We start from the raw sequence: 17,016 nt of genomic DNA, 5'->3' as shown, positions 1-17,016 counted from the left end.
AGCCGGTGGGGGTCAGTGGGCGGTGACCGGCCGGGGCGCGGTGGACGTTGCCCTGGCGGCGGCCAGTGGGAGTGTTTCTCGGGCGAGTTCCAGCCGGGGTCCGCCGGCCGCGTCCCGGGTGGCCGGCGCGGCGGCGGGCCGGGGCGTCGCCCCGGTGAGGCCGGGCATGAGGAACCAGGCGTCGGCGCCGGGCCCTGCGGCCAGCCCCACCTGCTCCGGCCGAAAGTCGCGGCCGCGCAACCCCGGGTAGTCGTGCTCGACCACGTCGTCGAAGAGCTCGCTGGACACCGCCAGAACGACATCGACACTCGGATGGCGCCGCAGCTCGGCGCGTAATTCGGCACAGTCGCGCAGCGCGGCGACCTTCACCACCGCCCGTCCGGAAAAACCCGATTCGTCGAGATGGGTGATTCCCTGGTGCAGTGCCACCCGCAGGCGAACCCGTTCCGTCCGCGGCACCCCGTCGTTCAGTCGGGCGATGGCGGAACGCAGTGTGTTGACGAATGCCGCGACGAACCGCCCCTCGTCGATTCCGGGCGGCAGAAAGGCGATTTCCCCACCGCCGGTGGCGGGCGGGTTCCAGTGCGCCCGGTCGAGGGCGGCGACCCGACCGAGCTCCTCGATGACTGCGCCGAGATCCCGCCGCCATCGCCGCGGCCGTAGCACGCCGGGTATCTCGCCGGCGTCCCCGTCCATCTCCATCGCGACGCACAACCGCCGGATACCCGGTGGCCTTTCACTCACGCTGAACCTCCGCGGGTCGGAGCCAGGGGAGTTTCAGTGTCACCGGGGACGCCGGCGGCCGCCCCGTATTCTCACGGGTTTGCGGCGAGCCGCAGCGCGTCGAGATCCTGGATCACCACGGCCCGGTAGCCGGTGGCGAGGACGCCTCGCTGGCGCAGGTCCCGGAGCACCTTGTGGACCGTCGGCTCGGCGGCGCCCACGAGGGCGGCGAGCTCCGGCTGGGTGAGCGAGACCCCGACCGAACGGTGCCCACTCGGCGACGAGCCGCCGTAGGCCCGCTCCAGCTCCAGGATCACCCGCGCCACCCGCACCGCGACCGAGCAGCCGCCGAACTCGACCCGCCGCCGGGTCGCCGAGCGCAGTTTCGCCGCGATCGTGCTGCTCAGCACCTGGTGCACGTCGGGCTGCCGGCGCAGGAACGCGACGAAGGCATCCGCCCGAACAACCTTCGCGAGCACCGCGCCGGCCGCGGTCACGGTCGCCACCCGCGGCTCGGAATCGAGCCCCGCGAGCTCACCGACGAGATCACCCCCGTGCCGGATCGCGAGCAGGGCGAACCCGCCGTTCTCGGTGGCGGCGGTGACCTTCACCCAGCCGTTGAGCAGCAGGACGACGAAGTTCGTGCGGTCGCCCTCGTGCATGACGACCTCTTCACTCGTGTATTCACGATACGAACCGAGCCGCAGGATCTCCGCGTGATTTTCCACCGGTATCCGGCCGAGAACGCTCGCCGCCGGCCATTTCATCCGGCGCGGCCGCGGATCCCGGTCGGGCCCGCCTCCCACCAGTCCAGGCTCCTGCCACACGACGCCCCCTCGCCCATGCCAGGACGGCCGGCCCTCGACAGCGCGGACCTCACGCGCACCTGCGTATACGCGTGCGCCGCCGGCGGCGTGCCCGACGGCCGTTCGCGGGAGAAGTCGTCACCGGACGTCCGGTCCCGTCATCCGGATGCCGATCTAGCATACCGAGATAAAATCATCCGAACGAGCCATTCCGGGAACGCGAGGGTACGGATCGCCCGCATTGCGCAAAGAGGTCCGGGCCGGTTCACGCACCGACCCGGACCGCGAGCGGTCTCAGCCGCGGTGGGGCATGAGCGCGCCGGCCGGGATGACGCCGAGCTTGCCGGCCTGGAAGTCCTCGACGGCCTGGATGAGTTCCGCACGGGTGTTCATGACGAACGGCCCGTACGCCTCGACGTGCTCGCGGATCGGGCGCCCGCCCAGGAACAGGACCTCCAGCACCGGCGTCGCCGCGTCCTGCCGCGTGTCGGCGGCCACCGTCACCAGATCCCCGGCACCGAGGACGGCGAGCTGCCCGGCCTCGATCGGCCGGCCCGCGGGACCGACCGTGCCGCGGCCGCCCAGGATGTAGACGAGGGCGTTGAACTCCGGGTTCCAGGGAACATGCACCCGCGCCCCGGGGCTCACCGTCGCGTGGACGACGGAGATCGGCGTGTGCGTCGAGCCCGGCCCCCGGTACTCGCCCACCTCGCCCGCGATGACGCGCAGCAGCGCGCCGCCGTCCGGCGAGGCGACCAGCTCCACCTGCCCGGCCTCGAGGTTCTGGTAGCGCGGCGGGGTGAACTTGTCCCGGGCCGGGAGGTTCACCCAGAGCTGGATGCCGTGGAACAGGCCCCCGCGCACGACCAGCTCCTCCGGCGGGGTCTCGATGTGCAGGATGCCCGCGCCGGCGGTCATCCACTGCGTCGCGCCGTCGGTGATGAGGCCGCCACCGCCGTGGGAGTCCTGGTGCTGGAACGTGCCGTCGATCATGTAGGTGACGGTCTCGAAGCCGCGGTGCGGGTGCCACGGGGTGCCCTTGGGCTCGCCGGGGCCGTAGTCGACCGCGCCCATCTCGTCCATGTGGATGAACGGGTCGAGATCGGGAAGCCGGACGCCGGCGAAGGCGCGACGGACCGGGAACCCCTCGCCCTCGAAGCCGCCGGGCGCGGTCGTGATCGTGCGCACCGGGCGGTCGACGGCGCCGAGCGCGGGCTCGGCCAGCCGGGGCAGCCGGACGGTGTCGGCGGTGACGGCGGGCATGTCGTCCTCCTGGCTGTGCTTGCGGCCACCTGGCGGACCGGCCCTGGCGGCCCCGTCCCGGCGTCCTTGACAGTTGTACATGCAACTACCTGGCCCTCACAACCAGACCTCCACCGCAATTCTTCCCACCACCGGCGCCCGCGGCCGACGGTGGAGCGGCCGCACGGGCATCGCCCCGGGGATGTTCGCTCTGGGCGAGCAACCTCGGGAACAATGATGGGCTGAAGTGACTTCAGTCCAGGTGACTCAACTTCTTCACGTGAGGGTGGACCACATGCCACAGATCCGGGTGTTGCCCGTCCTGCCGCTCGACGACGCCGTTGTCCTCCCTGGCATGGTCGTCTCCCTCGACATGTCCGACGAGCAGACCCGAGCCGCCGTGGACGCCGCCCGTGCCGGCGGGTCAGCCGGCTCCCCGGACGCCCGCGCGCCGGGGATCTCCAGCCGCGCCACCGGCCGCCCGGCCGAGGTGCTGCTCGTTCCCCGCGTCGACGGCGAGCTCGCCGAGGTCGCCACGGTCGGGGTGATCGAGCAGGTCGGCCGACTGCCGCGCGGCGGCTCGGCGGCGGTCGTGCGTGGCACGGCGCGGGCCCACGTCGGCGGCGTCCGGCCTGCTCCGGCCGGCCGCGGCACCGACGATGCCACTGCCAGCGATGCCACTGCCGACGATGCCACTGCCGGCGACGGGGTGGGTGCCAGCGTGCGGTGGGTGGACGCGGTCGTCGTCGACGATGACGCGGCCGCTCCGTTCGGCGCGCTCGACGACCCGGCCGGCACCCGTGCCGACTCCCCCGCCGACGAGGCCGCCCGGGTGGACAAGCTCGCCAAGGAGTACCGGGCGCTGGTCACAGACCTGCTGCGCCAACGCGGCGCCTGGCAGATCGTCGACTCTGTATCTGCGATCTCCGACCCCGCCACGCTCGCCGACACGGCCGGCTACAGCTCCTACCTGACGACCGCGCAGAAGATCGAGCTGCTCGGCACGCCGGCGGTCGGCACCCGCCTGGAGCGGCTGCTGACCTGGACGAAGGAGCACCTGGCCGAGCTGGGCGTCGCCGAGACGATCCGCCGCGACGTCCAGGAGGGCATGGACCGCCAGCAGCGCGAGTTCCTCCTGCGCCGTCAGCTCGAGGCCGTCCGCAAGGAGCTGTCCGAGCTGGACGGCTCGGGCGGCGGCGGCGCCGACGGAGCGAACGGCTCTGAGCCGGCTGCCTACCGGGCCCGGGTCGAGGCCGCGGACCTGCCCGAGAAGGTGCGGGCGGCGGCGCTCAAGGAGGTCGACAAGCTGGAGCGCACGGCCGAGTCCTCGCCCGAGGGCGGCTGGATCCGCACCTGGCTCGACACGGTCCTCGACCTGCCGTGGAACGTCCGCGCCGAGGATTCCTACGACATCACCGCGGCCCGCGCCGTGCTCGACGCCGACCATGCCGGGCTCGACGACGTCAAGGACCGGGTCATCGAGCATCTGGCGGTGCGCCGGCGGCGTGCGGACGCCGGCCTCGGGGTCGTCGGCGGTCGGCGTGGCGGCGCGGTGCTGGCGCTGGCCGGCCCGCCCGGCGTCGGCAAGACGTCGCTCGGCGAGTCGATCGCGAAGGCCATGGGCCGCTCGTTCGTCCGGGTGGCGCTCGGCGGCGTGCGCGACGAGGCCGAGATCCGCGGCCACCGGCGCACCTACGTCGGGGCGCTGCCGGGTCGCATCGTGCGGGCGATCCGCGAGGCCGGGTCGATGAACCCGGTGGTGTTGCTGGACGAGGTCGACAAGCTCGGCGCGGACTACCGCGGCGACCCGACGGCGGCGCTGCTGGAGGTGCTCGACCCCGAGCAGAACCACACCTTCCGCGACCACTACCTCGAGGTGGAGCTGGACCTTTCCGACGTGCTGTTCCTGGCCACGGCGAACGTGCTGGAGGCCATTCCGGCGCCGCTGCTGGACCGGATGGAACTCATCCGGCTCGACGGCTACACCGAGGACGAGAAGGTCGTCATCGCCCGCGACCATCTGCTGCGCCGCCAGCTCGACCGGGCGGGGCTCGCCGAGGGCGACGTCACCGTCGGCGACGACGCTCTGCACGCGCTGGCCGCGGAGTACACCCGCGAGGCCGGCGTGCGCGATCTGGAACGCTCGATCGCCCGACTGTTGCGCAAGGTCGTCGCCCGGGTGGCGCTCGGCGAGGCCACGCTGCCGGCCGCGATCGACGCCGGGAATGTGACCGGCTACCTCGGCCGGCCTCGGCACACCCCGGAGTCGGCGGAGCGCACGGCCCTGCCCGGGGTCGCGACGGGCCTGGCGGTCACGGGTGCCGGCGGCGACGTGCTGTTCGTCGAGGCGTCCCTGGCCGACCCGGAGACGGGTGGTGCGGGCATCACGCTGACCGGCCAGCTCGGCGACGTGATGAAGGAGTCGGCGCAGATCGCCCTGTCCTACCTGCGCTCGCATGGGGTGGAGCTGGAGCTGCCCGTCGGCGACCTCGCCGACCGCGGCGTCCACGTGCACGTCCCCGCGGGGGCCGTGCCGAAGGACGGGCCCAGCGCCGGGGTGACGATGACGACGGCGCTCGCGTCGCTGCTGTCCGGCCGGCCGGTCCGGGCGGATGTGGCGATGACCGGCGAGGTGTCGCTGACCGGGCGGGTGCTGCCGATCGGCGGGGTGAAGCAGAAGCTGCTCGCCGCGCACCGGGCCGGCCTCACCACCGTGCTGCTGCCCCAGCGCAACGGGCCGGACCTCGACGACGTGCCCGCCCCGGTGCGCGACGCACTCACCGTTCACCTGGTGACCGACGTCCGGGAGGTGCTGAACCTGGCGCTTGAGCCCGCCTTCGACGCCAACCACCACGGCCGGCCGTCGGGGCGTGCCGGGCAGTCCCCCGCGGCCCTGGCCGCCTGATCCCGCCCTGGCCCTGCAGTGGTCCGGCCGGTGCCCCCGGGCGCCGGCCGGACAGCGGGCGGACGCCCGCCGTGAGCTGGGCGGATAGTCCTGAAGCGGGCCGGCGTGCCTGGACTGGTCCGCGTACGGCCCGCAAGCGACACGCCGTGGACAAGGTAAACACCATGTGACGCGGCAGGCGCACACCCTCGATCGCGGCTACGGTCGAGACGTGGATAGTGGCCGCTGTCTTCGGCAGGAGCGCATTGCACAGCAGCGCATCCTGGGGTTCCAACGACAAGGGGTGCGGCAGCGACCGCGCGACAACCGCGGCCAGGCGCGCCCGCCGAGCAGACCGCCCGGCCGGCGGCGGCGCACCCGCTGACGGCTCCCATTCCGGCGCCCGCTCTCCGCCAAGTGCCGTCCGCCGCCCATCGCCCGCCGCCCGCCGAGCCCACGATCGCCCGCCCGAGGTAAGGGCGCTGGTGAGCGCCGCAAACCGGCCCATTAGAGTAATCGGATCCCCCATGGGCCTGCGTGGCGGAGGGACCCGGACAACGTGGACGCCCTCAGACGAGGTTGGATCGGCTTGGCGCTGTTCTTCGCAGCGCTGATACTCATGCCGATTCTGGTCTTCGGGTACGCCAAGAACCAGCCCGCGTCGCACCCGGTGGCCACGGCCACCCTCACCGCCACCGATCGTCTCCTCGCCCCGTCCCCCCCGCGGCCGACCGGCACGCCGCTCGCCTTCGCCGGCATCCAGCCGGGCGAGCGGATCTCGGGTTTCCGCGTGATCCGGGTCGAATCGGCCAGCTACGACGGCCCGCTGGAGTACGTGCTCAACGGGCCGATCGTCCCGTTCCGGCTGAACCTGGACCGGCCGCCCTACGTGTTCAACCCCCATGCCGGCGGCTGGCAGACCACCGAGGTACCGAACGGGGACTACACCCTGACAGCCATCCCGACCGAGGTGGCGACCGAACAGATCTCCATCACGTTTACCGTGAGTAACAGTATTGCTGCAACCGGCTGACCTCCGGCGCCTTTTGCCCGACCTTGCAGCCAACTCCCGGGGGTGCGCGTGACGTTGCGAGCCGCAGACCCTAGTGTCAGCGGGATGGATCGTCTGGTGTGGATCGACTGCGAGATGACGGGCCTGGATGCCGCGTCGGATCTGCTGCTGGAAGTGGCCTGCCTGGTTACGGACAGTGAGCTAAACATCCTCGACGAGGGCATCGACCTGGTCATCTCGGCGCCGGACGAGGCGCTGGACGCGATGGTGCCCGTCGTGCGCGAGATGCACCAGACCTCCGGCCTCACCGCCGCCGTCCGCGCCTCCACACTGCCCCTGGCGGACGCGGAGGCGCAGGTCCTCGACTACATCCGCGCCCGCGTGCCGGAGGTGCGCAAGGCGCCGCTGTGCGGCAACTCGATCGCCACCGACCGCACCTTCCTCGCCCGCTACATGCCGTCGCTGGACGCCCACCTCCACTACCGCATGATCGACGTCTCGTCGATCAAGGAACTGGCCCGGCGCTGGTACGTGCGGACGTACTACGCCGCGCCGGTCAAGCGCGGCGGACACCGGGCGCTGGCCGACATCCAGGAAAGCATCGAGGAGCTGCGCTACTACCGGCAGGCGCTGTTCGTGCCGCCACCCGGCCCCAGCACCGAGCAGGCGCGGACGATCGCGGCCGAGGTCCGCGCCCAGACCGACGCCATCCTTGCCGCGCTCCCCGCCGGCACCCCCGACCCGGCCACCGCGACGGCGCCGCCCGGGGGCACCGCGGTGGAGGGCACCCCGTCGACCGCCCCGGACCGCGCGAACGCAACGTGATACCCACGTCACCGGCGACCCCCCTGCCCACGAGGCGGCATCGCCCGGTACGATGGCTTCGCTCGGTGAGACGCTCCAGGCGGCGCACTCGGGGTCCGTACCGGTAGGAGCTCACCGGTGCGTCCCGATCAGCCAAGCCAGGTGTGGTCATCGGTCATGGTGGGTGTAGCTCAGTTGGTAGAGCACCGGGTTGTGGTCCCGGTGGCCGCGGGTTCAAGTCCCGTCATCCACCCCAACGCAGAGCACATGTTGATCTGAACGTGGATCAACATGTGCTCTTCCTGCGTCAGGGCATCACTCGATGTCGAACAGGCCTTGGCGCACCGCGTACATGACGGCCTCCATCCGCGAGTGCAGCTGGAGCTTGTCCAGGATGTTGCGCACGTGGTTTTTGACCGTGTTCTCGCTGATGAACAGCTTGCGGGCGATCTCGCGGTTCGCCCGGCCCTCCGCGACGAGCTTGAGCACCTCGAGCTCGCGGGCGGTCAGGTGCGGGGCGTGCACGCGAGGGCGGTCCTCGGTGCCGCGGGCCATCGTGGCGAACTCGACCATCAGCTTCGACGCCATCGATGGGCTGATCAGACTCTGCCCGTTGTGCACGGCGCGGACGGCGTCAGCCACCTCGTGCGGCGGGATCGACTTGAGCAGGTATCCGACGGCACCCGCCTTGATCGCCTCGAACAGGTCGGACTCCTCGTCCGACACGGTGAGCATGACGATCCGGGTGCGCGGCATCGCCCGCTTGATCGCCCCGGCCGCGGCGATGCCGTCCCGGCCGGGCATGCGGACGTCCATCAGCACGATGTCCGGCGAGGTGCCGGAGGCCAGGGTCAGCGCCTCCTGGCCGTCACCGGCGCGGCCGACGACGCTGATGTCCTCCTCGATCTCCAGAACCGTCTGCAGGCCCTGAAGAAAAAGCTCATGATCGTCTACAACGAGGACCCGGATCGGTACGGAGCCCTCGACAGGGTCGGCTTCAGCGGCCGACGGCGGCACGACACTGGCCGTCATCACACATCCGGGAATCAGGATCGAATCGTCCGGGCGACGACGCGGACGCGAACGAAAGATGGTTCGGACACCCTTCCACTCTACGTGATGAGGTACACACCAGAGGTCGTGACAGCGCCCGGGTGACGCCCGCATCTCCCCCCATTGACGCATCCGACATGCCGGAAATAGTACGCGGTGGACCGTCTCCGCCACCGCGTTTCGCCGGCTTCGGCACTGGAACGGCAGCGGTTTCGGCCGGTCAGGGAGTTGTTGTCCGACCGGGATGCCACGGCCAGACACGGGCGCGACCACGGCAATCGGCCGGTCGGCGTCCGGGCCACGTAATGAGCGCTCGTTGCGCCAATTTACCGGCCGTCAATCGGCGGGTACCGTTATCTGCGGTCGATCGAATTATCGGATGTACGGTATGCGTCACTCTTCTGCTGGCGCGTACGGCGGTTAACCCTCAATCTCATGTGTATGGCCGCGACCACCAGCACCCCTCAGCCGCGACTCCACATCAAGCCGGGTACGACCTGGTCCGAAGCGTTCGCCCGTTGCCGCGAGATCGCCCCCGAGGCGTTCGACTCCGACCGCCTGCGCAACCTCTGGGGCGGCGAGTGGCGCCGCACCGGCAATCCCCTGCACAGCCACTCCCCCGTCGACGGCTCGCCGATCGCCGGACCGCCCATGCTGGGCCAGGAGGAGGCGCACGAGGCGATCAGGGCCGCCCTCGACGACCACAAGGAATGGCGCGACGTGGCGCTGGCCGAGCGCAAGGCCCGTGTCCGCGCCGCGGTCGACGCGATGGACACCCACCGCGAACTGCTGGCACTGCTGCTCGTCTGGGAGATCGGCAAGCCCTGGCGCCTCGCCCTCACCGACGTCGACCGTGCCCTCGACGGCGTCCGCTGGTACCTCGACGAGATCGACGGCATGATCGCCGGCCGCGGCCCGCTGCCCGGCCCGGTCAGCAACATCGCGAGCTGGAACTACCCGATGAGCGTGCTCATGCACGCCATGCTGGTCCAGATCCTCGCCGGCAACGGCACGATCGCGAAGACCCCCACCGACGGCGGCGCCGCCTGCCTGACACTGGCCAGCGCCCTGGCCCGCCGGGAGGGTCTGCCGGTCTCGCTGGTGAGCGGGTCGGGCTCGAGGCTGTCCTCGGCGCTGGTGCGCGCCCCGGAGATCGGCTGCCTGGCGTTCGTCGGCGGCCGCTCCGCCGGCGGGCAGGTCGCCGCCGCCCTCGTCGACACCGGCAAGCGCCACTTCCTCGAGCAGGAGGGGCTCAACGCCTGGGGCATCTGGGACTTCTCCCAGTGGGACTCCCTCGCCGCCCATCTGAAGAAGGGCTTCGAGTACGGCAAGCAGCGCTGCACCGCCTACCCCCGCTACGTCGTCCAGCGCCAGCTCTTCGACCGCTTCCTCGAGATGTACCTGCCGGTGGTCTCCGGGGTCCAGTTCGGCCATCCGCTGGCCGTCGCCGACGACGCCGACCCGCTACCCGAGCTGGACTACGGTCCCGTCATCACCACCGACAAGGCCACGGAACTCGCCGCGAAGGTCGACGAGGCGATCACCAAGGGCGGCGTGCCGCTCTACCGCGGCGACATCGCCGACGGCCGATTCATCCCCGGGCAGGACACCTCCGCCTACGTCCCGCCGGTGGCGATCCTGCACCCGCCCGCCTCCAGCGCGCTGCACCACGCCGAACCGTTCGGGCCGGTCGACACGATCGTCGTCGTCGACTCCGAGGCCGAGCTGCTGGCGGCCATGAACGCCTCCAACGGCGCACTGGTCGCCTCCCTGGCCTGCGACGACGAGTCGTACGCCCACCGGCTCGCCGGGGAGCTGCAGGCGTTCAAGGTCGGCGTCAACAAGCCACGTTCCCGCGGCGACCGCGACGAACCGTTCGGCGGGCGCGGCGCGTCCTGGAAGGGCGCGTTCGTCGGCGGCGCCCACCTCGCCAGGGCCGTCACCGTCAGCGCCGACCCGAACGAGCGCCTGGTCGGCAACTTCCCCAGCTACTCCCTCTACCCCGAGATCTGAGGGACCGCTACCCCGAGATCTGAGGGACCACCTCGGGACGGACGACCACCGGGAAGCCTGCCGGGCGGTGGCGGCGGTCAGGGGCCGGGGCCGGGCAGGCCGTGCTCGGCGAGGGGGCCGAGGCGCAGGCCGGCGTCGTCGCAGCGGGCGGCGATCTCCGGCAGGGCGCCCAGCGCGCTGCGCCAGGCTCCGGGCGCCGAGGTGCAGTCGCAGTCGTGCAGCAGCACGGTGGCCCCACCACGCAGGTCGGGCGCGAGGGTGGCCAGGACGCTGCGCGGGGTCGCCTCGGCCGTCCAGTCCCGGCCCCACGCCGACCACAGCACCGGCGTCAGCTCCAGGTCCCGGGCGGCGACGAGCAGTCCGGTGGACAGGATGCCGTGCGGCGGCCGGACGAACTGGGGGGCACGGCCGGTGACCTCGGCGACCAGGTCGCGGGTGCGCTCGAGCTGGTCGCGGGTGGACCGCGGGCCGCGCAGCAGCATCGGGCGGTGGTCCCAGCCGTGCACGGCGAGCTCGTGACCGGCGGCGACCATCTCCCGGGCCAGGGCCGGTGAGTCCGCCAGCAGACTGCCGAGGACGAAGAACGTCGCCTGGACGTCGAGCTCGGCGAGCACCTCGAGGAACTGGGGGGTCGAGACGGGGTCGGGCCCGTCGTCGAAGGTGAGCGCGACATGGTCGGCGGCGCCGATCCCGGCGAGGTTCGGGGTGACCCGCAGCCGCAGCCGGCGCAGCGTGGTCAGCGACGGCAGGCTGTAGGTGAGCCCCGCCGTGGCACCCAGCACCATCGCCGTGCGGGCGGCGCGGCGCCCCACGGTTGACCTGCGCGTCGTGACGGACCGCGTCATGAGGCGAAACTCTGCCACACGTGGCGCCGCGCCCCCAGCGCGACTCACCACCGGCCCGAAATGTCAGGACTGGCCGCCGTCCGGGCCGATCGGCATACATTCCTTCCACGCAGACATGTCGACGGCGGCCGGCGGACCGCCGCCGCCCCGACCCGCGGAAGGCACCATGACCCTGGCCCCGGCCCTGCAGAAGGGCGCCAACATCCCCGTCCCCGCCGGGGTGCTGCGCGTCTCGGTCGGCTGGGCCCAGGGTCGGGTGGTGGATGTCTGCGCGCTCCTCGTCACCGACGAGGATCGGGTTCGTTCCGACGGCGACTTCGTGTTCTTCAACGCGCCGAACCATCCTTCGGGTGCGATCACGTTGACGGCCGCCGGCCCCGGATCGGCCGGCCTGCTGGTGACGCTGCCCCGGGTGGAACCGGACGTGACCCGGATCGTGATCGCCGGCTCGCTCGACGCGGGGACCTTCGCCGAGCTGGCCGACCTCGCCGTCGAGCTGACCGACCAGGCCGGTGGGCCGGTGGGCCGGTTCGTCGCGGAGCCCGACGAGCCGGTCACGGCCCTGGTGTTCGGGGAGCTCTACCGCCGGGCGGGCGGCTGGCGGTTCCGCGCCGTCGCCCAGGGCTGGGACAGCGGCCTCGCCGGGCTCGCCCACGGCTTCGGCATCGACGTCCGCGGCGACGGTCCCGCCGATGCCGACCCGACCGGGGAGGAGCCCACACGGGTGCTGCCCGAGGTCGATGCGGACACCACCCCCGAGGCCCGGACTCTCGCCGAGGAAGAGGCCGAAGCGGCGGCGGAGACCGAGGGGCAGGCCGAGGCGCCGACGGAGGATGCCGGGAGGCAGGCCGAGGTGCCGGCGGCCCGTTCGTCGCGTCCGGGGAGGCGGATCCGGGCGGACTGGTACCCCGATCCGGTGCGCCCGGACCACATGCGCTGGTGGGACGGGGACCGCTGGCAGGGGCCGCCCACGCCGATCCTCACGGAGTCGGACACGAGCTGCGGGCGGTGCGGCGCGCCCAAGCGGTGGCGGCTGCTCGGCGGGCCGCCGGCCTGTGAGGAGTGCGCACAGGCGATCCGGGCGTACCTGTGGGACTGGCGCGCGCGGGTGGTGTCGTCACTGACGCGGGGCGACCCGACCGGCGCCGACCTCGAACCGTTGTGGGCCGACCTGCGCTACCAGCGGATTCCGGAGTCGGCGGGCTGGGAGATCGTGCAGACGGTCGGGCCGGCGCATCTGGAGCGGCTGACGGCGTTCGCGCTCGCCGACGGGGTGATCGAGCAGGACGAGGTCGACCGCATCGAGGCGGCGGCCGCGCACCTGCGCCTCGCCGGCCCGGGTCTGGACGCGCTGCGCCACCGCCTGGCCCGCGGCCTGGAGCTGACCCGGATCGGCGCCGGCGAGCTGCCCCGGCTGCCGGAGGGCTCCCTGCACCTCGAACTCGACGAGATCGTGCACCTCGACGTGCCGGCCACCCTCGTCCAGCAGGCCGCCGCCGGCCCCCAGCACTCCCCCGGCCGGCTGCTCGCCACCAACCGCAAGCTGCGCTTCCTCGGCGAGACCGGGCGGGGCGCCGAGCTCGGCCTGGCCAAGATCGTCGAGGTGGAGGCGCGGGGCGGCTGCGTCGAGATCGCCGCCACCACCAGCCGCGGCTCGGGCAGCTACCTGGTGGATGACCCGCAGTACGTCGCGGCGGTGCTGGCCGGCATCCTGCGGGTCGCCCGACGGCAGGTCATCGCCCCGGGCAGCCGGGCGAGCCGGGTAATCCCGCAGGCGGTGAAGGCGGAGGTGTGGCGGCGCGACGGCGGGGTGTGCGTCGAGTGCGGCGGCAGCGAACATCTGGAGTTCGACCATGTGATCCCGTTCAGCCGCGGCGGCGCGTCGAGCGTCGACAACCTGCAGCTGCTGTGCCGGCGGTGCAACCGCACCAAGGGTGCGCGGATCTGATGACGGACCGCGGGTGCACGGCCAGGACGGACGGCACGACCCCAGGCTGCGCGTGGCCTGCCGGGGATCGGATGACTCGCCGGGAGTGGCGGTTTCATCCCGGAGGAAGGGATCGATGAGCAGATCCGTGGCACAGTCGGGAGATACGTCGGCGGTGGGTCCGAGTGATGTGGCGGCGGCGGGCGGCACCAGCAGGACCACGGCATCGGACGCGTTACCGGCTCCGGCCGCCCCGCCGTCACAGCCAGCCCCGCCATCACAGCCAGCCCCGCCGTCACAGCCGTCACAGCCGCCGCCGGCACAGCCGATACCAGCTGTCCCGCCCGCCCGGGAGGACGAGCCGGGCGGCGGGGCGGCCAGCTCCGGGCCGGACGCGGACGGCACGGCGGTGCTCGCCGGCTGGTTCCTGACCGCCGAGGAGCGCGGGAACCCGAGCACCGACCTGGACCGGCGCCATCCCGACGGCCGGCCGTGGACCAGCGGCAACCTCGTCGTACCGCTCGTGCACGGCCGGGACTACTTCAGCCGGCTGCTGGCGACCGTCGAGGGACTCGGCGACGGTGACCTGCTGCTGTTCACCGACTGGCGCGGGGATTACGACCAGCGTCTGGACGGCGCCGGCTCCGAGGTCGGCGAGGTGCTGGGCCGGGCGGCCCGCCGCGGGGTCGCGGTCCGCGGGCTGATGTGGCGTTCGCATCTGGAGCTGCTGTCGTTCAGCTCGAAACCGAACCGGCTGCTCGCGGAGCAGCTCACCAGCGCCGGGGCGCGGGTCGTGCTGGACCAGCGGGTGCGCCGCGGCGGCTCCCATCACCAGAAGCTGGTGATCGCGCGTCCCGGCGACGATCCGGGCGCCGGCGTGGCCTTCGCCGGCGGGATCGATCTGTGCTACAACCGGCGCGACGACGCGGCCCATGCGGGTGACCCGCAGAGCCAGCCGATGGCCGCCCCCTACGGCGACGCCCCGCCCTGGCACGACATCCAGGTCGAGGTGCGAGGCCCGGCGGTCGGCGATCTGGAGCACACCTTCCGCGAACGGTGGGACGACCCGTCGAGCCTGGACAACCCGAACCCGCTGCGGCGGCTGTTCTACCGCATCCGCCCGGTGGCGACCCGGACCGACGAGCTGCCGGCCCAGCGTCCCGATCCGCCGGCGGCCGGCTCGCACAACGTCCAGATCCTGCGCACCTACCCGCGCAAGCTGCGCCCGCCGTACCCGTTCGCTCGCGCGGGGGAACGCTCGATCGCCCGCGCCTACCAGAAGGTGCTGCGCCGCGCCCGCCGGCTGATCTACCTGGAGGACCAGTACATGTGGTCCACCGAGGTCGCCCGGCTGTTCGCCGACGCGCTGCGCCGCGCCCCGGAGCTGCATCTGATCATCGTGGTGCCGCGCCATCCCACCCAGGGTGGACGGTTCTCGCTGCCGCCGAACCTCGTCGGCCGCGAGCAGGCCCTGGAGCTGTGCCGGGCGGCCGGCGGCGACCGGGTCGGGGTCTACGACGTCGAGAACCATGCCGGCACCCCCGTCTATGTGCATGCCAAGGCGGTGACGGTCGACGACGTGTGGGCGTCGGTGGGGTCGGACAACCTCAACCGGCGATCATGGACGCACGACAGCGAGCTGGCCATCGCGACGATCGACGACGCGCTGGATCCCCGTGAGCCGCGGGATCCGGCCGGGCTGGGGGACGGCGCCCGGGTCTTCGCCCGCGACCTGCGGCTGCAGCTGTGGCGCGAGCATCTGGACTGGGAGGGCCCGGACGGCGAGCTGCTCGACCCGGAGTCGGGCTTCGCGGCGTTCCGCGCCCGCGCCGAGGACCTGGCCGCCTGGCATGCCGGCGGGCGGGTCGGCGACCGGCCGCCGGGTCGGGTCCGCCCGCACCGCCCGGCGCGGCTGAGCCGGTTGAGCCGGGCCTGGTCCGCCCCGCTCTACCATTCGCTCTACGACCCCGACGGCCGGCCGCACCGGATGCGCGCCGCGGGCGAATGGTGACGGCCACCCGGTACCCACACCAGCTGCGCCACCCACGTGCTACCCAGATCACACCCAACGGGTCAGTTGAATCGCCGGTCGCACCACGATCGCGGCCGCCGGTAGGCACCATGGAGGGATGCCGGTCGATGCCCGCCCGGCATCGGCTGTGCGGCCTGCCCGCCTGGTGCGGGGTTCGCGGCGCGGCGGGCGCCGCCGGGAGCGCTGCGGGCGGGGCGCGTCGAGGAAGGGCGAAGGGTGCGGATCGGACGGCTGGGCCCGATCAGCTGGTTGTTCGTCGTCGCGGTCGTGCTCGTGGCGGGGGCGGCGGTCGTCTCCCGCACCTCGCATGACCGTCCGCGGGTGGCGATGTGGGGCGACTCGCTCGCCTGGGAGGCAGGCGCGTCGTTCAGCCGGACGGTGCGAGCCGACGGCCACAGCCAGGTGCTGGTGCGTACCTGGGGCGGCACCGCCCCCTGCGACTGGCTGCCCGACATCCGCGATCAGTCCCGGCGCTGGCGACCGACCGTGGCCGCAATAGCCTTCTCGGGTAACCAGGGGACGGCGTGCATGCAGGGACGGGACCTGGTGACCGCCTACCGGGAGGACGTCACCCGGGCGGTCGAGCTGCTGACCAGCCGGGGCGCCGAAGTCATCCTCGTCGATGCCCCGCCCCGGCGCGACCAGCCGGTCGACGCCGCCGGGCTGACCTCGCTGGACCGGGTGTGGCGGCAGATCGCCGGGACCCACCAGCGCACCCGCGTCGCCCCCGCCGGCCGGGCGATCACCGTCGACGGCCGTTACACCCCGACGCTGCCCTGCGCAGTCGGGGAGACCTGCGGCCCCGGCGGGATGGTCACGGTGCGCAGCCCGGACGGCACCCACTTCTGCCCGCTGGTCCAGCCGCCGATGATCGCCTGCCCGGTGCCCTCCCCCGGCGCGGTCCGTTATGGCACGGCGATCGCCCGCGAGGCCCTCAGCCAGCCCGACGGCGCCGACACCGGTGACAACCGCGACTCCGGCCCCGGCGACAACAGCCCCGACCGGGGCGGCACCGGCGGCGACGGCACCGCCGGCGAAGACGGCCGGCGCGTGGCCGGCGCGCAGGGTGGACGCCCACCGCGGTCCTAGCCGAAAGGTACGAAGGGTGTGGCGGCCGGGGGGCGCACCGAACCCCGAAGCTCAGGCGACCCGGCGGCCGGTCGTGGCCATCCGCCGGCCAGTCACCGAGCGTCGGTGCACGCCCAGATCGTCGCGCCACGACAGATACGTGCGGTCGGACATGCCGATGACGGACAGCCGATCGGCGAGGTCGGCGGCGAGCGCCTCGACCTCCCCCGGACGGTAGACGCACACGGCGAGGCCATGCTGATCGACGGAGGTGATCCCGGCTCGGTCACGCAGGCTGGCGTCGAGCTGATCGGCGAGCTCGTCGGGGCCCGCGATGCCGCGGGGTAGCTCGGGCCATGCGACGTCGACCATCAGACCGTTTGTGATCATGAGTCCCCTCCTCCGCTGGGCGCCGCCGTCCCGGCCGCATCTGCGAGGCCGGCAAGGTGACTGGCGGACGTTCCCTCCGCCCCCGAAGGGCATCCCCACCGGCGGTGAAACCGAATCATGACATTACGGAATGGTCTGCGATTCCGGCCCCGTTCGGCGCCTCTCCGGCATGGATTCCGCCGCCGGGCGCTTCAGCGGCGGACGATCCGGTGGCGGG

13 protein-coding genes and 1 tRNA gene are annotated in these 17,016 nt (G+C 72.8%); 8 read left to right on the top strand and 6 right to left on the bottom strand.

Translation table 11 applies throughout. The features are described 5' to 3' along the window. Positions 1–12 precede the first annotated feature (12 nt). The 3 genes from NBZ83_RS19555 to NBZ83_RS19545 form a co-directional block, all read right to left on the bottom strand. The gene (locus NBZ83_RS19555; protein WP_261569995.1) at positions 13–744 is read right to left on the bottom strand and encodes a hypothetical protein; all 732 of its coding nucleotides are present in this window, start codon (positions 742–744) and stop codon (positions 13–15) included. A 71-nt stretch (positions 745–815) separates the two neighbouring features. Beyond that, a complete protein-coding gene (locus NBZ83_RS19550; RefSeq protein WP_261570007.1) occupies positions 816–1,490 on the bottom strand; it encodes a Crp/Fnr family transcriptional regulator in 675 nt (224 codons plus the stop codon). A 333-nt stretch (positions 1,491–1,823) separates the two neighbouring features. Further along, positions 1,824–2,792, bottom strand: a complete 969-nt coding sequence (locus NBZ83_RS19545) for a pirin family protein (RefSeq protein WP_261569996.1) — start codon at positions 2,790–2,792, stop codon at positions 1,824–1,826. A 274-nt stretch (positions 2,793–3,066) separates the two neighbouring features. On the opposite strand from NBZ83_RS19545, the gene lon reads away from it, so the two are divergent. The 4 genes from lon (at position 3,067) to NBZ83_RS19525 (ending at position 7,727) form a co-directional block, all read left to right on the top strand. Continuing rightward, positions 3,067–5,676 carry an endopeptidase La gene (gene lon / locus NBZ83_RS19540; RefSeq protein WP_261575556.1) on the top strand — a complete coding sequence of 870 codons (2,610 nt, stop codon included), beginning with the start codon at positions 3,067–3,069 and terminating at the stop codon, positions 5,674–5,676. Between the two features lie 568 nt (positions 5,677–6,244). Then, positions 6,245–6,688, top strand: a complete 444-nt coding sequence (locus NBZ83_RS19535) for a hypothetical protein (RefSeq protein ID WP_261569998.1) — start codon at positions 6,245–6,247, stop codon at positions 6,686–6,688. Positions 6,689–6,784: 96 nt separating this feature from the next. Then, positions 6,785–7,492 carry an oligoribonuclease gene (gene orn / locus NBZ83_RS19530; RefSeq protein WP_261575555.1) on the top strand — a complete coding sequence of 236 codons (708 nt, stop codon included), beginning with the start codon at positions 6,785–6,787 and terminating at the stop codon, positions 7,490–7,492. 159 nt (positions 7,493–7,651) lie between these two features. Beyond that, positions 7,652–7,727, top strand: a tRNA-His gene (locus NBZ83_RS19525). A 59-nt stretch (positions 7,728–7,786) separates the two neighbouring features. Here the strand turns inward: NBZ83_RS19525 and NBZ83_RS19520 are convergent. Next, on the bottom strand, positions 7,787–8,503 hold the full coding sequence (locus tag NBZ83_RS19520; RefSeq protein WP_136448721.1) for a response regulator: 717 nt from the start codon (positions 8,501–8,503) through the stop codon (positions 7,787–7,789). Between the two features lie 462 nt (positions 8,504–8,965). On the opposite strand from NBZ83_RS19520, the gene NBZ83_RS19515 reads away from it, so the two are divergent. Continuing rightward, the gene (locus tag NBZ83_RS19515; protein WP_261570000.1) at positions 8,966–10,537 is read left to right on the top strand and encodes an aldehyde dehydrogenase family protein; all 1,572 of its coding nucleotides are present in this window, start codon (positions 8,966–8,968) and stop codon (positions 10,535–10,537) included. Between the two features lie 77 nt (positions 10,538–10,614). Here the strand turns inward: NBZ83_RS19515 and NBZ83_RS19510 are convergent, their stop codons facing one another. Beyond that, positions 10,615–11,382 carry a polysaccharide deacetylase family protein gene (locus tag NBZ83_RS19510; RefSeq protein WP_261570001.1) on the bottom strand — a complete coding sequence of 256 codons (768 nt, stop codon included), beginning with the start codon at positions 11,380–11,382 and terminating at the stop codon, positions 10,615–10,617. A 166-nt stretch (positions 11,383–11,548) separates the two neighbouring features. On the opposite strand from NBZ83_RS19510, the gene NBZ83_RS19505 reads away from it, so the two are divergent. From NBZ83_RS19505 to NBZ83_RS19495, 3 genes are all read left to right on the top strand, one after another. Then, complete coding sequence (locus NBZ83_RS19505) at positions 11,549–13,330, top strand: TerD family protein (RefSeq protein WP_261575554.1); 1,782 nt, start codon at positions 11,549–11,551, stop codon at positions 13,328–13,330. Positions 13,331–13,445: 115 nt separating this feature from the next. Next, on the top strand, positions 13,446–15,320 hold the full coding sequence (locus tag NBZ83_RS19500) for a phospholipase D family protein (RefSeq protein WP_261575553.1): 1,875 nt from the start codon (positions 13,446–13,448) through the stop codon (positions 15,318–15,320). 237 nt (positions 15,321–15,557) lie between these two features. Continuing rightward, the gene (locus NBZ83_RS19495; protein ID WP_261575552.1) at positions 15,558–16,430 is read left to right on the top strand and encodes a DUF459 domain-containing protein; all 873 of its coding nucleotides are present in this window, start codon (positions 15,558–15,560) and stop codon (positions 16,428–16,430) included. 51 nt (positions 16,431–16,481) lie between these two features. On the opposite strand, the gene NBZ83_RS19490 is transcribed toward NBZ83_RS19495, so the two are convergent. Continuing rightward, a complete protein-coding gene (locus NBZ83_RS19490; RefSeq protein ID WP_261570006.1) occupies positions 16,482–16,799 on the bottom strand; it encodes a hypothetical protein in 318 nt (105 codons plus the stop codon). Positions 16,800–17,016 lie beyond the last annotated feature (217 nt).

Origin of the sequence: Frankia gtarii (genome assembly GCF_025403375.1) — a bacterium.
Classification (GTDB): Bacteria; Actinomycetota; Actinomycetes; order Frankiales; family Frankiaceae; genus Frankia; species Frankia gtarii.
Note: the sequence above shows the minus strand (reverse complement) of the source record. Positions and strands in the feature narration are given on the sequence as shown.